10 protein-coding genes and 4 pseudogenes are annotated in these 13502 nt (G+C 73.4%); 5 read left to right on the top strand and 9 right to left on the bottom strand.

What is annotated here, in order from left to right:
* Positions 1–37: 37 nt before the first annotated feature.
* From BM536_RS29415 to BM536_RS29405, 3 genes are all read left to right on the top strand, one after another.
* Positions 38–532: an FBP domain-containing protein gene (locus tag BM536_RS29415; RefSeq protein ID WP_073491421.1), complete on the top strand. Its 495-nt coding sequence runs from the start codon at positions 38–40 to the stop codon at positions 530–532.
* Positions 533–640: 108 nt separating this feature from the next.
* On the top strand, positions 641–1912 hold the full coding sequence (locus BM536_RS29410; protein ID WP_073491420.1) for an FUSC family protein: 1272 nt from the start codon (positions 641–643) through the stop codon (positions 1910–1912).
* Between the two features lie 126 nt (positions 1913–2038).
* Positions 2039–3286, top strand: a complete 1248-nt coding sequence (locus BM536_RS29405; RefSeq protein ID WP_107439635.1) for a lactonase family protein — start codon at positions 2039–2041, stop codon at positions 3284–3286.
* On the opposite strand, the gene BM536_RS29400 is transcribed toward BM536_RS29405, so the two are convergent.
* Complete coding sequence (locus tag BM536_RS29400) at positions 3254–3979, bottom strand: DUF2470 domain-containing protein (protein WP_094103713.1); 726 nt, start codon at positions 3977–3979, stop codon at positions 3254–3256. The two genes, BM536_RS29405 and BM536_RS29400, sit on opposite strands and share 33 nt — an antisense overlap.
* An 87-nt stretch (positions 3980–4066) precedes the next feature.
* Positions 4067–4681: a TetR/AcrR family transcriptional regulator gene (locus BM536_RS29395; RefSeq protein WP_094103712.1), complete on the bottom strand. Its 615-nt coding sequence runs from the start codon at positions 4679–4681 to the stop codon at positions 4067–4069.
* Between the two features lie 107 nt (positions 4682–4788).
* On the opposite strand from BM536_RS29395, the gene BM536_RS29390 reads away from it, so the two are divergent.
* On the top strand, positions 4789–6333 hold the full coding sequence (locus tag BM536_RS29390) for a cytochrome P450 (RefSeq protein WP_094103711.1): 1545 nt from the start codon (positions 4789–4791) through the stop codon (positions 6331–6333).
* Here the strand turns inward: BM536_RS29390 and BM536_RS29385 are convergent.
* Positions 6295–7124, bottom strand: a pseudogene (locus tag BM536_RS29385) (pentapeptide repeat-containing protein). The gene BM536_RS29390 and the pseudogene BM536_RS29385 sit on opposite strands and share 39 nt — an antisense overlap.
* Positions 7125–7280: 156 nt before the next feature.
* On the opposite strand from BM536_RS29385, the pseudogene BM536_RS45010 reads away from it, so the two are divergent.
* Positions 7281–7385: pseudogene (locus BM536_RS45010) on the top strand (DUF5999 family protein); the annotation flags it as partial.
* A gap of 9 nt (positions 7386–7394) precedes the next feature.
* Here the strand turns inward: BM536_RS45010 and sigJ are convergent.
* The 6 genes and pseudogenes from sigJ to BM536_RS29355 form a co-directional block, all read right to left on the bottom strand.
* Positions 7395–8300, bottom strand: a complete 906-nt coding sequence (gene sigJ, locus BM536_RS29380) for an RNA polymerase sigma factor SigJ (protein WP_073491418.1) — start codon at positions 8298–8300, stop codon at positions 7395–7397.
* A gap of 74 nt (positions 8301–8374) precedes the next feature.
* A complete protein-coding gene (locus BM536_RS29375; RefSeq protein WP_073491417.1) occupies positions 8375–9118 on the bottom strand; it encodes a PIG-L deacetylase family protein in 744 nt (247 codons plus the stop codon).
* Positions 9119–9145: 27 nt separating this feature from the next.
* Positions 9146–10446, bottom strand: a pseudogene (locus BM536_RS29370) (alpha/beta fold hydrolase).
* Between the two features lie 148 nt (positions 10447–10594).
* Positions 10595–11624 (bottom strand): annotated as a pseudogene (locus BM536_RS29365) (LacI family DNA-binding transcriptional regulator).
* An 83-nt stretch (positions 11625–11707) separates the two neighbouring features.
* Positions 11708–13132 carry a BNR repeat-containing protein gene (locus tag BM536_RS29360; protein ID WP_073491416.1) on the bottom strand — a complete coding sequence of 475 codons (1425 nt, stop codon included), beginning with the start codon at positions 13130–13132 and terminating at the stop codon, positions 11708–11710.
* Positions 13133–13179: 47 nt separating this feature from the next.
* The gene (locus BM536_RS29355) at positions 13180–13500 is read right to left on the bottom strand and encodes an L-rhamnose mutarotase (RefSeq protein WP_073491415.1); all 321 of its coding nucleotides are present in this window, start codon (positions 13498–13500) and stop codon (positions 13180–13182) included.
* Positions 13501–13502: the final 2 nt, after the last annotated feature.

Below are 13502 nucleotides of genomic sequence, written 5' to 3'. Positions count from 1 at the left end.
GGGTGTCGCGGGCCGCACGAACCAGGAGACTTCCCCGATGAGGACCCTCACCGAGCAGGACATCCGCAACTCCTTCGTAAACTGTTCCAAGGGGGAGGCCAAGCGGCTGGCGGTGCCCCGGGATCTGGAGTCGCGACCCTGGGGCGACCTGGACTTCCTGGGGTGGCGGGACCCGGGGGCGCCCGACCGGAGCTACCTGGTGACCGAGCGGGGCGGGCGCCCGGTGGGGGTGACCCTCCGGTTCCCGGCCTCGCAGCGTGGCTTTCTGCACCGCAGCATGTGCTCGCTGTGCCTGACCACCCATCCCGGCGGCGGCGTCTCGCTGATGACGGCACGCAAGGCGGGCGCGGCGGGCCGGGAGGGCAACTCGGTGGGCCTGTACATGTGCACGGACCTGGCCTGTTCGCTCTACGTGCGCGGCAAGAAGCTCCCCGAGTCCGGAGGCCGGTTCGAGGAGAGCCTGACCCTGGAGGAGCAGATCGCCCGGACGACGGGCAATCTCGCCGCCTTCATCGACAAGCTGTTCGACTGACATCGCGGGTTCGCCCCGGGAACCGAACTCCTCCGGTCGGCGCCTCCGTTCGAAGTGCGTGACGGAAGAAACGTTCGAGGCTGGTGAGGAACGGGAACTGGCCAAGGGATGCAAGATGTACGTGAGCGTGCCGCACCGCTCCTGCGGTTCGTGCGGCGTCACCGGGAACCCGCGGTCGTCCAGGCTTTTCGATCCTCCGCAGCCGCGACGATCGCCTACGTCATCGCGCTGCACCTCAGCCCAGAGACCGCCCCGCTCACCGCGCCACTGACCGCGCTGCTGGTCGTCCAGGTCACCCTGTACGCGACGCTCACCAACGGAGTGCGGCGCGTCAACGCGGTGGTCGCGGGCGTCCTCGTCGCCATCGCGTTCAGTCTGCTGGTGGGCCTGACCTGGTGGAGTCTCGGGCTGCTGATCGTGGCCGCGCTGGCCGTCGGCCATCTGGTGCGGGTCGACGAGTACGTGCCGGAGGTGGCGATCAGCGCCATGCTGGTGCTGGGCGTGACCACGGTCGGGAACACGGCCTGGGCGCGGGTGCTGGAAACCCTGATCGGTGCCGTGGTCGGGCTCAGCATCAACCTGCTGCTGCCGCCCCCCGTGTGGGTGGAGGAGGCCGGCGAGTCCATCGAGGGGCTGGCCCGGCGGGTACGGCAGCTGATGCTGCGGATCGGTGAGGAGGCCGCCGGCCGCACGCCCTCCGAGCAGGCCGCCGCCCGGCTGCACGAGGCACGCCGCCTGGACCACGACATCGTCGAGGTGGACGCGGCACTGCGGCAGGCCGAGGACAGCCTGCGGCTCAACCCCCGGGTGCGCGAGGGCGTGCTGCACCGGGTGGTGCTGCGCACAGGCCTCGACACCCTGGAGATCTGCACGGTCGTCCTGAGGGTCCTCGCCCGCACCCTCACCGACCTGACGAAGGAGCGCGAGCCGGCGGCGCTGTTCCCGGCGGAGACCAGCGCCGCCCTGGAGCGGCTGCTGTCGGAGATCGCCGACGCCGTGGTCAGCTTCGCGGTGCTGGTCACCACGCACGTCAGCGAGAACGCGGAGTCCGCCGAGGAACGCCTCACCTCCCAGCTGCGGCAGGCCGCCGCCACCCGCGACAAGCTCGCCCAGCTGCTCCTGGAGCAGCTCCAGCACGACGCCCGCCAGTGGCAGCTGCACGGTGCGGTGCTGACCGAGGTCAACCGCATGCTCGACGAACTCGACACCGAGCACCGCTCACGCCGTCTCCTGGAGGAGCTGGACCGCGCCACGCGGGAGCAGGGCGGCCGGCTGCCGTGGCTGCCACGGCTGCGCGCGAGCATCCACCGGCGGCTGCGGGTCCCCGAGCGGCTGCGGCGCAACCGGCGGGGCGGCTCACGTCGTTCTCGCGGGCAGTAGGCGGGAGCTCCGCGTGCGCCGCGCATGCGGTTGCGTGCGCCTTCCCGTTCGGTTTTGCGTTCGGCGGTCCCGGCGCGTCAGGGTGGCTGTCACGACGGAGACGGACGACGACCCGAGGTGCGGCACATGGGCAGTGGGACGGAAGCGGCACACGGCGGCTGGAGCAGGCGCCGATTCGTCGGGGCGCTCGGCGCGGCGGCCGGGGCCCCGGTCCTGGCGGGCTGCGGCGACGGCGCCTCCCGGACACCCGCGGCACCGGAGGGCGGGACGGCGAGCGGCGCCCCGGCCCAGCCCTCCGTCTCCACCTCGGCGTCCGCCTCTGCCCCGGCCTCGAAGGAGCCGTCCGGTCCCCGGCCGCTCTACCTCGGCACCTACACCTCGGTGGACGGCGGGGGCAGGGGCATCGGCGTGGCCACGTACGACCCCGTGTCGGGCCGGATCACCGGCTCCGGCACGATCACCGGCGTCCCGGACCCGTCGTACCTCGCGGTGCACCCGGACGGCCGGACGCTGTACGCCGTGCAGGAGCGCGAGCGCGGTGCCGTGACCGCCGTCCGCACGGCGGACGGCGAGGTGCTGGGCAGCCGGGCGACGGGCGGGGCGCACACCTGTCACCTGTCGGTGCATCCGGGCGGACGCTGGCTGCTGAGCGCCGACTACGGCTCGGGCACCGTCGCCGTGCACCCGATCGACGCCTCGGGGGCGCTCGGCGAGCGCACCGGTCTGGTCACCCACAGCCGTCCGGCGCCCGGACCCGGTCAGGAGGGACCGCACGCGCACCAGATCGTCACGGCACCGGACGGCGGGCACGTCCTGGCCGTGGACCTCGGCACCGACACCGTGTACTCCTACCGCCTGGACCAGCGGGCGGGCACGCTGACCGAGGTCGCGCAGGCCCACACCCGGCCGGGCGCCGGGCCGCGTCACCTCACGTTCCATCCCGGCGGCCGGTACGCGTACCTGGCCGACGAGGTCGACGACACGGTCTCGGTCTGCTCCTACGACCCGCCCTCCGGCCGCCTGACGATCGGCCGGCCGCAGTCCACAGGGGCGAAGGCGGGCACCAACCACCCGGCGCAGTTCGCCGTCACACCGGACGGCGCGTACGCCTTCCTGGCCAACCGCGGCGACGACACGATCGCTCGGTACGCCGTCGAGGCGGACGGGGCGCGGCTGCGGCTGCTCGGCACGGTGCCGTCGGGCGGGGAGTTCCCCCGGCAGCTCGCCCTCTCCCCCGACGGCGGCCTGCTGTTCACCGCGAACCAGCGCTCCGGCACGGTCGGTGTGTTCCGTGTGGACGGCCGCGACGGCGCCCTGCGGCGCGCGGGCGGGCCGTTCGCGTCACCCGTCGCGGTCTGTGCGCTGCCGTTGTAGGGCTCGCGGGCAGGACGCCGCGCCCGCCTGCGCGAGCAGGACGTGCATGCGCTCGGTGAGCTGCCCGACGTCGTCGGCCGGGGCGTGGAAGGGCAGGCGTACGTCGCCGTGGGCGCGGGCCCGTTCGATGCGCAGCGTCAGTCCGTGCCGGTCGACGGCGAGCGGCTTGACCCGGACAGCGCCGTGCAGGCTCTCCGTGCGGACGAGCCGGGTGAGCCGTTCCACCGCGTCGGGGTGCGCGTCGGCGAGGTGGGTGAGCAGGTGGGCCTCGGCCGTCGCCAGGGGGTCCGGCTCGGCGGCGGCGAACTCGTCGAGGGCGACGACGACCGCTCCGGAGGGTTCCTTCAGCACGACGCGGGTGGTGTGGAAGGCGAGGTGGCCGTCCTCGGGGACGAACCAGCCGGCCAGCCAGAGCCGGGCGCGGATGCGGCCCCGGACCGGGACGGGCGCGACGTCCGCGAACTCCAGCACCGCGGACGGCTCCCCGCGCGGCACGAAGATCGCGGCCGTCAGCAGTGCGCTGTCCTCCGGCACATGCAGGAACACCTGCCCGTCGTCGCCGACGGTGTGCGCGCCGACGAACTCCTCGCGGCCGCCGTCCGCGGTCACCGCGCAGGACCACGACGCGGCGAGCACGGACCGGGCCCGTTCCGCCACGCCGGGCGCGGCCGTCCAGCTGTCGCTGTCACCCATCCCAGGACCTCCTTAGGTTAGCCTTGCCTAACCTATCCGAGATCGGGATGTACGCCAACCAGGACGCGCGAACCTGTGCGGTACCCGTCAGCGGGCGATGACCCCGAGCAGCGCCCGCGCGCACAACTCCCGCACCTGCTCCCGCGACAGCGCGTCGTCGGACCCGCGCAGCCACTCCAGGCACACCGCCGTGGTGAACGCCAGCCAGCCGCGCACCGCGAGGCGCACCTCGGCACGCTCCCCGAACCGCGGGCCGAACTCGGGGTCGGCGGCGAGGGCGGCGAGGATCTGGCGCTCCTGGGCGGCCAGCGCCCGCTGGTAGACGCGGCGCACGGCCCGGTCACCGGCCGCGTCCGCCCGGTGGAAGGCGCGATAGCCGTGCGCGTGGGAGCGGACGTACTCCAGGTAGGTGTCCAGCCCCGCGGTGAGCTGTTCACGGACGGGGACACCGGGGACGGCGGCCGTCATGCGCAGCATCCGCTCGCTCTCCCGCTCGACGACCGCCGCGAAGAAGTCCCGCTTGGTCGGGAAGTAGTGGTAGAGCAGCCCCCGCGAGACTCCGGCGATCTCGGCGACCTGCTCGATCCACACCTCGTCGTACGGGCTCTCCGAGAACAGGCGCGCGCCCACCGACAGGAGCTGCTCGCGGCGCTCTCCGGTGCTGAGACGGCGCCGTGTGCGCTCCCCCGGGTCGGCGGCCATGTCGGCACTCTACTTGACGCCGGTTCGACAGCGGGACGAGACTGGGCGCGCTATTGAACCCACGTACAACACGCCCAACCTGCCGCTGGATCAAGGGAGATCGCGTCATGGCGGAGACGACGACCGGGGCCGGTCCGGGCACGGAGTCCGGGGCCGCGCTGCCCAAGGGGTTCCGCAGTGCCGAACTGGGGTGGCCCGAGCTGCGGCGCATCCCGCATCCGCCGCACCGGCTGCCGCTGCTCGGGGACGTGCTGGGCGCGAGCCGGCGGACACCGGTGCAGGACTCCCTGGCGTACGGCCGCCGACTCGGACCGATCTTCCGGCGGCGCGCCTTCGGGCGGGAGTTCGTCTTCGTCTGGGGCGGGCGGCTCGCGGCCGACATGGCGGACGAGACACGGTTCGCCAAGCACGTCGGGCTCGGCGTCGCCAACCTGCGGCCGGTGGTCGGGGACGCCCTGTTCACGGCGTACAACCACGAGCCCAACTGGCAGCTGGCGCACGACGTGCTGGCGCCGGGGTTCAGCCGGGAGGCCATGGAGGCCTACCACCCGATGATGCTGGACGTGGCGGACCGGCTGACCGGTCACTGGGACCGCGCGGCGGCCTCGGGGGATGGTGTCGACGTGCCCGGTGACATGACGAAACTGACCCTGGAGACGATCGCGCGCACCGGTTTCGGGCATGACTTCGGCTCGTTCGAGCGGTCCCGGCCGCACCCCTTCGTCACGGCGATGGTGGGCACGCTCAGCTACGCGCAGCGCCTCAACACCGTGCCGTCGCCCCGGCTGTTGTGGCGGGCCACGCGCCGCAACGAGGCCGACATCGCCTACCTCGACCGCACGGTCGACGAGCTGGTGCGGGCCCGCAGGGCGGGCCCCGGCGGCGACGGCGACCTCCTCGACCGGATGCTGGAGACGGCACACCCCGAGACCGGCGAACGGCTGTCGGCGCGCAACGTACGGCGCCAGGTCATCACCTTCCTGGTCGCCGGTCACGAGACCACCTCGGGCGCGCTCTCCTTCGCCCTGCACTACCTCTCCCGGCACCCCGAGGTCGCCGCCCGCGCCCGCGCCGAGGTGGACCGGGTGTGGGGCGACACCCCGGTGCCGCACTACGGCCAGGTGGCCAGGCTGCGCTACGTGCGCCGGGTCCTCGACGAGTCGCTGCGGCTGTGGCCGACGGCGCCCGCCTTCGCCCGGGAGGCCCGCGAGGACACGGTGCTGGCCGGGGAGCACCCGATGCGGCGGGGCGCGTGGGCGCTGGTGCTGACGGCGATGCTGCACCGCGACCCGCAGGTGTGGGGCGCCGACGCCGAGGAGTTCGACCCGGACCGCTTCGAGGCGGGAGCGGTACGCGCGCGGGCCCCGCACACCTTCAAGCCGTTCGGCACCGGGGCGCGGGCCTGCATCGGGCGGCAGTTCGCGCTGCACGAGGCCACGCTGGTGCTCGGTCTGCTGCTGCGCCGCTACGAGCTGCTGCCCGACCCCGGCTACCGGCTGCGGGTGGCCGAACGGCTGACACTGATGCCGGAAGGGCTGCGGCTACGGCTGGAGCGGCGCACCCCGGCGGCGGTCACGGTGGGCGGACCGGTGACGGAGGAAGCGGAAACCGGCTCAGCTCCCCGCTGTCCAGTGCGCGGGCCGGCCGACTGACCCCGGCAGCCTGGTGCCGGCGCTTCCCCGGGCCGCGGTGAGCTGCGGCTGGGTCACGAAGAGCGCACCGGTCAGATCGGCGTCGGTGAGGTCGGTGTCGCGCAGGTCGGCCCCGATGAGGTCGGCTCCGCGCAGGTCGGCGCCGGTCAGGTCGGCGGCGATCAGCAGGGCGCCGCGCAGGTTCGCGCCGCGCAGGTCGGCGCCCTTGAGGCGGGCGCCCATCAGGTCGGCACCCCGGTGTTCCTTCCCGCGGCCGGGCAGGCCGCGCGGGCCAGTTCGCTGGTCCGCAGGAGCAGGGCGTTGACGTCCTCGCGGTGGGCCGGCACGTCCAGCGCGGCGAGCTGCTCCGGGGTGCCCCGCGTCAGTTCCCCGGTGCGCTCCAGGGCCCGGCGCAGCTCGGGGCGGATCGGGCGGGCCGCGGGCAGGGCGACGGCCTCGGTGAGGTACCAGAGCAGTTCGTGCAGGTGCCGGACCACCGGGAAGACGTCCATCATGCGGCGGGCGTGGTCGCGGGGGGCCGTACGCCAGTCCCGGCCGCCGAAGGTCACCTGCGAGACCTTCTGGCCCGCGCCGAAGCAGTCGTAGACCGTGCAGCCGGTGAAGCCCTTCTGCCGCAGCCGGGTGTGGATGCCGCAGCGGTGGTCCTCGCCCAGGTTGGGGCAGGGCTTTCCGGCGTCCTTGTCGATCGCGAAGTCCGCGGAGCGGGCGAAGGGCAGGGCCACGCAGCACAGCCCGAAGCAGTTGCCGCAGTCGCCGCGCAGGTCGCTGCGGTCCATCGTCTCGTCTCGCATTCCGTCCACCCTACTGACCTGCGGCCTTGCCCCCCTCACCGGTGCGGGGCGCGCACGCGGGACAAAGGCTCACCGCGGGGTCTCCGCTGCTGTGGGGTCGTCTCGTCCAACGGAGAACGACGATGACGTCGTCGTCACGGCCGCACCCCGCAACAGGGATGGAGCCTGCTGCGCGACGGCACCCTCGCCTTCGACGACACGAACTCCTGCCCGGGGGACGGGCGGTGGCCCCCACCGGGTCCTTGGCCCCGCCCATCATAGATCTCTGACTCAGCCGGCGTCCGGCGGCACCTCCAGGCCCGCGAGACGCTCGGGGTCGGCCAGGATGTACAGGGCGACGATCCTGCCGTCGACGACGGTGACGCCCATGACCGACCGCAGGACGCCGTCGGGGACGTTGAGGACGCCGACCTCGCCGTTGACCAGGGCGAGCCGCTCGTAGGGGGTGAACCGGCGGAAGAGCAGGGCCTGTTCGGCGACCGCCTTCGCCCCGCGGACCAGCTTCGACGCGGCCATGCCCCGCACGGCCGTCCCCGCGTCGGCGCGCAGCACCACGTCGGGGTCGAGGACGGCGAGGAGCGCCTCGAAGTCGCCGGCACGGGCCGCGGCCATGAAGGCGTCGACAGCCTCGCGCTGCCGGGCCCGGTCGGGTTCCGCGGGGGGCGTGGCGCCCTGGACCCGGCGCCGGGCGCGGCTGGCGAGCTGCCGGGTGGCGGCCGGGCCGCGCTCGACGATCGGCGCGATGTCGACGAAGGGCACGCCGAACATGTCGTGCAGGACGAACGCGAGCCGCTCGGCGGGCTCCAGGGTCTCCAGGACGACGAGCAGGGCGAGCCCCACCGAGTCCGCCCGCAGCATCTCCTGCTCCGGGTCGGTGTGCGGCAGGGGACGGATCACCGGGTCGGGCACGAAGGTGTCGTGGTGGCCGTCGTCGATGGGCTGCTCCCGGCGGGCCGCGCGGGCGCGGAGCAGGTCCAGGCAGACCCGGCCGGCCACCGTGGTGAGCCAGCCGCCCAGGTTGCGCACCTCGCTCGTGTCGGCGCGGACGAACTTCAGCCAGGTCTCCTGGACGGCGTCCTCGGCCTCGGTGAGCGAACCGAGCATCCGGTAGGCCACGGCGCCCAGATGGGCCCGGTGCTCCTCGAAACGGGCCGCGAGGGCCTCTCCGTCGTTCACGCTTCCCCCTGCTTTCCCTGCCCTGGCGGACCCGCCGCCCCGGCGGACCCGTCGCCCCGGCGGCCGTGTCCGCCCTATCGGCCGAACAGTTCGAAGGCCACGGCCGGGGTGCCGCCGAAGCGCTCCCCCACCGACCGTGCCACCTCGGTCAGGAAGCCCCGTGCGTACGTCTCGGGCTCCTCGTCGGTCAACGCCTCGATGTACGCCCGGTGTTCCAGCAGTGAGGTGACGGCCCGCTCCAGTCCCGCCGTGGCGTCCACGGCGTGCGTCGGTGTCGCGGACCCGGCGACGGCGACCCAGCGGACGCCGTTCCAGGGTTCGAGACCCTGCTCGGTCAGTTCCGGGAAGATCCAGCGGTTGCCGGCGTCTCCGGCGGCGTCGAGGGTGGCACGGCCCACGGCGACGTGGTCGGGGGTGTTCCAGGCCACGCCGCCCCAGGTGTCCCGGTGGTTCAGGGTGATCACCAGCTCGGGGCGGTGCCTGCGGATGGCGGCGGCGATGTCGCGGCGCAGGGCCGGGCCGTACTCGATCACCCCGTCCCGGTGGTCGAGGAACTCCACGGTGGAGACGCCGACGACGGCCGCGCTCGCCCGCTGCTCGCGTTCCCGCAGCGGCGCGCACTCGGCGGGCGAGAGCGTGTCGATGCCGGCCTCGCCGCGGGTGGCCAGCACGTAGGCGACCTCCCGGCCCGCGTCCGTCCAGGCGGCGATCGCCGCGGAGCAGCCGTACTCGAGGTCGTCCGGGTGCGCGACGACGGCGAGGGCGCGCCGCCAGTCCTCGGGCATGGGGGTGAGCCGGGGGGTCGTCTGCTCGGTCATGCTCCGTACCCTAGGGCGTCCCTCGGGTCAGGCCTCGTCCCGCGTGAGTGCCAGCAGCCGGTCCAGGACGCGGGGGCCGCCCGCGCGGACGCCGTCGTGCTCGAACTCGTCGGTGACCCAGGTGCGCAGGCCGCGGATGGCGCGGGCGGTGCGCAGGGAGTGCGCGGTGTCGACGTACAGGTCGTCGTGGTAGATCGCGGCGGCGACCGGGACCTCGTTGGCCGCGAGGCGGGCCGGGTCGTAGAGGGGGGTCCAGTCGGTGCGGGCCGCGAGGAGTTCGGCGGTCTCGCGCAGTGGGCGCAGGGCGGGGTCGCGGTCGAACATCCAGGGGTGGACGGTCTCGCCGGTCAGCAGCAGCGGTCCGTCGCCCGCGAGGGTCTTGGCCGCGTCGAACTGCGGGAACTCGGCGCGCACCCGCTCCGCCGACCAGGCGGTGGGCCGGTCGTCCCGGCCGTAGATCGACTCGTGGACGAGGGCGTAGAGGGGGTGTGCCGCGTACGACAGGAGGCCCTGGATCTCCTCCTGGAAGGCGTCGGAGAGAGCGGGGCCCGCGGGGTGGGCACGAACGCGTCCTCGAGGAGGAAGTGCAGTCGGTGGCTGCCCTCGCCGCTGCCGAGGAGGATGCCGAGCGTCTGGAAGGCCTCGACGCCCAGGCGGTATCCGTTGGGAAGAGTCACCTCGTGCTGGAGCAGGTGCTCGGCGATCCGGCGGGCGCGCTCGACGTCCTGCGGGTAGCGGGCGTAGTGCGCGGCGACCTTGCGCTCCATGCGCGGGTAGGCGGCCCGGTAGACGTCGTCGGCGTGGGCGTCCAGCGAGGGCAGGCCGCCGGTGATCACGGCCGCGGCGAGTCCTTCGGGGGCGAGGGAGAGGTAGGTGACCGCGCAGAAGCCGCCGAAGCTCTGGCCGAGGACGGTCCAGGGGGCGCCGCCGGTGACCTCGCTCCGCACCAGCTCGCAGTCGCGGACGATGGAGTCGGCGCGGAAGCGGGCCAGGTAGTCGGCCTGCTCGGCGGGGCCGCCGCGCAGCGGGAGCGTCTGGCGGTTGGCGGGCGTGGAGCTGCCGGTGCCGCGCTGGTCGAGGAGCAGGACGCGGTACTCCTTCAGCGCGCGGTCCAGCCAGGCCTGCCGGCCGACGAACCGCTGGGCGCCGAAGCCGGGTCCGCCCTGCAGGTAGACCAGCCAGGGGAGGTCCTGCCGCGCCTTGTCGCTCGCGACGACCTCGCGGGCGTACAGCTCGATCGTCTCCCCCGTCGGGTCGGCGTGGTCGAGGGGCACGGTGAAGCGGCGGTCGGTGAGGACGACGCCGGGCTGGCGGTAGCTGACGGACAACGTGAGGCTCCCGGGACGATCGGTGTGCGGGCCGCGTCCCAGTTCAGCACACGTCCGGGCGCCCGGGGAGCCCGGGGGATCATGAAGGGTTACTGAACGGCGGGTCAAGGCGCTGCCGTCCCGCCGATCACCGGGGCCGAACGGCCGGTCAGCGCGAGGACAGGCTGGACCTGCGCACCACCAGCTCCGGCTGGAGCACGACCCGCCGGTGTTCGTGCGCACGCGCCCCGCCGCCGGGCCCCTCCTCGGTCTCCTCCAGGAGCATGTCGGCGGCCAGGGCGCCCATGGTGACGGCCGGCTGGCGTACCGACGTCAGGGGTACGGCCGCGGCGGCGGCGAACTCGATGTCGTCGTAGCCGACGATGGCGAGGTCGTCGGGGACGTTGACACCGGCCGCGTACATGGCCTGGAGGACGCCGAGCGCGAGCAGGTCGTTGGCGCAGAACACGGCCGTCGGGCGGTCGGCCAGGCCGAGGAGACGGGCGCCCGCGTCCCGGCCCGCGGCCACGTCGAGCCGCTCGGTGGGCAGTTCACGCAGGCAGTCGGGGCCAGGCCGCCTCGGCGAGGGCGCTCAGGGCGCCGGTGCGGCGGTCGCGGATCTGGGTGAGGCCGGGCGGGCCGCTGACGTACGCGACGCAGCGGTGTCCGGCGTCGAGGAGATGGCGTACGGCGAGCGCGCCGCCGGCCACGTCGTCGACGGAGACCGAGCACTCGGTGGTGCCCTCGGAGACCCGGTCGACCAGCACGAACGGGATGCCGTGCCGGCGGAACGCGGCGATGTTGCGGCCGGTGGCGTCGGCCGGGGTGAGCAGCACGCCCCGCACCCGCTGCTCGGCGAAGAGGGACAGGTACTCGGCCTCCTCGCCGGCGCTCTCGGCGCTGTTGCAGACCATGACGCCGAGCCCGGCCTGCCGGGCGGCCCGCTCGGCGCCACGGGCCACGTCCACGAAGAAGGGGTTGCCCATGTCGAGGACGAGCAGCCCCATGATCCGGCTGCGTCCGGCGCGCAGTTGCCGGGCGGACTCGCTGCGGACATAGCCGAGCCGGTCGATCGCGGACAGCACGCGTGCGCGGGTCTCCGTGGCCACGGTGTCCGGGCGGTTGATGACGTTGGACACCGTGCCGACGGAGACTCCGGCGACGCGGGCGACGTCCTTGATTCCCACCGACTGGGCCATCGGGCAGAGACCTCCAGAGAAACAGGGACGAGGGGCGGCGGGGGGCTTTCACACTATCGCCATCCCGCCGCGCACCGGACGGGTCAGGCGGGCAGCCGGAAATCGGCCACGTGGAGCGCCGAGGGGGTCGTTCCGCTCGACTTGACCTGGTACATGACGGACAGGACGCCGTCCTGCGCGATCCGGGTCTCGTCGATGACGACCTCGCCGAAGGCGTTGAGTCCGGCGCCGTCGAAGAGCAGCCTCCAGTCCGTGTGCCCGGAGGCCTTCGAGGCGCCGGCGATCCGGCCGAACGGAAGGATCGCGTACGCGTTGTCGTACTTGTCGACGACGAGCCTGGTGCGCTGGCTGGAGTTGAGCGGGACCGGGATCTCGGTCTTCTGCCAGGTGCCGGAGGCGTTCTTGCGCACGTGGAAGGCGCGTCCGTTCGCGGTGCGGTCGGCGACGTAGTCGGTGGTGCACTGGCCGAAGCGGCCGGGGACGTAGCTGATGATCGCGTGCGGGCGGCCGGCCGAGTCGGTGGTCTGGCTCTCCTGGTTCATCAGGGAGTGGTCCGGGTCGAGCGGGTCGACGACCAGTCCGGCGTCGGTGACGGAGACCCTGTCGGAGCCGCCGGTGGTGCCGACGACCGTGCCGGCGTCGTTGCGCCAGGTGCGGCCGCGGTCGTCGGAGTGGACGTAGCCGGTGTCGTGGTTGGTGATGCCGCCGCCGTTGCACATCACGGCGCCGTTCTGCTCGCGCCAGGTGAAGAAGGCGTGCAGTCGGCCGTTCTTGTCGTAGTCGATGCCGTGCAGGTACATGTTGCGGGCCGTGCTGGAGCCGTGCTCGCTGGTGTAGGTGCCGGTGGAGGCCGACCACTCGCCGAGGTCGGTCCACCTGGTGCCGTCGTACTCGGCGAGGGCGTTGCGGCCGTTTCCGGAGACGGCGACCCGGTAGCTGAGCTGGAGTCTGCCGTCGGGGGTGGAGACGAACTGCGGGTAGGTGAACTGCGAGGTGAGCGCGAGTCCGTCGAGCGTGGACCGGGGTGCGCCGAAGCGGCTCGCGGTCCAGCTCAGGCCGGCCGGGTTGTCGAGGAGGCCGGCCACCGACTTGACGTAGGTGAAGCCGTCGCTGTGCGAGTCCATGTTGAGGTGGAGGCGGCCGTCGACCTTGGAGACGCCCATGGAGATGACGTTGTGGGAGTCGTTGTAGCGCAGCGTGTGGCCGACCTTCACGGTGGACCAGGTGCCGCCGCCGAGGACGCGGCGGCCGACGACGGCGTTGCGGTCGGCGGTGTACCAGACGGCGTACTGGTAGCCCTTGTAGGTCAACAGGGCGTTCTTCTGGAACGAGTTGTTGTTGACCAGGCCGTCGTAGGAGACGAAGAAGATCGCCTGGCTGTCGGGCGTGGTGGTGCCGGTCCTCGTCACCGAGGGGCCGGGGTCGGCGGCCCGTGCCGTACCGGCGGCGAGGGCGGGGGTCGCCACGGCACCGGCCAGGGCCGCGCCGAGCAGCGTGCGTCTTCTCATCTCGGGGACTCCATCGTCGTACGAGGTGAACGGGGGTAAGCGGTGGATCAGGCGAGGTGGAAGACCTCGGTGAGCGGTTTCATGGCCTCGTCGGGCCGGGCGCCGTCCAGCGATTCGAAGAACGGCGCCATCTCCGCCTGCCAGCGGGCGTTGACCTCGGTGGCCTCCATGCCGGCCTGGGCCGCGGCGAAGTCCTCGGTCTCCAGGTAGCCGACGAGCAGTCCGTCCTCGCGCAGGAACAGCGAGTAGTTGTGCCAGCCGGTGGCGGAGAGCGCCTCGAGCATCTCCGGCCAGACGGCGGCGTGCCGCTCGCGGTACTCGTCGAGGCGGTCCGCCCGGACCTTCAGCAGGAAGCACACGCGTTGCATCA

Source organism: Streptomyces phaeoluteigriseus, from assembly GCF_001896135.2.
GTDB lineage: Bacteria > Actinomycetota > Actinomycetes > Streptomycetales > Streptomycetaceae > Streptomyces > Streptomyces phaeoluteigriseus.
The sequence above is the reverse complement of the archived record's forward strand: the minus strand, read 5'-3'. Positions and strand labels throughout refer to the sequence as shown.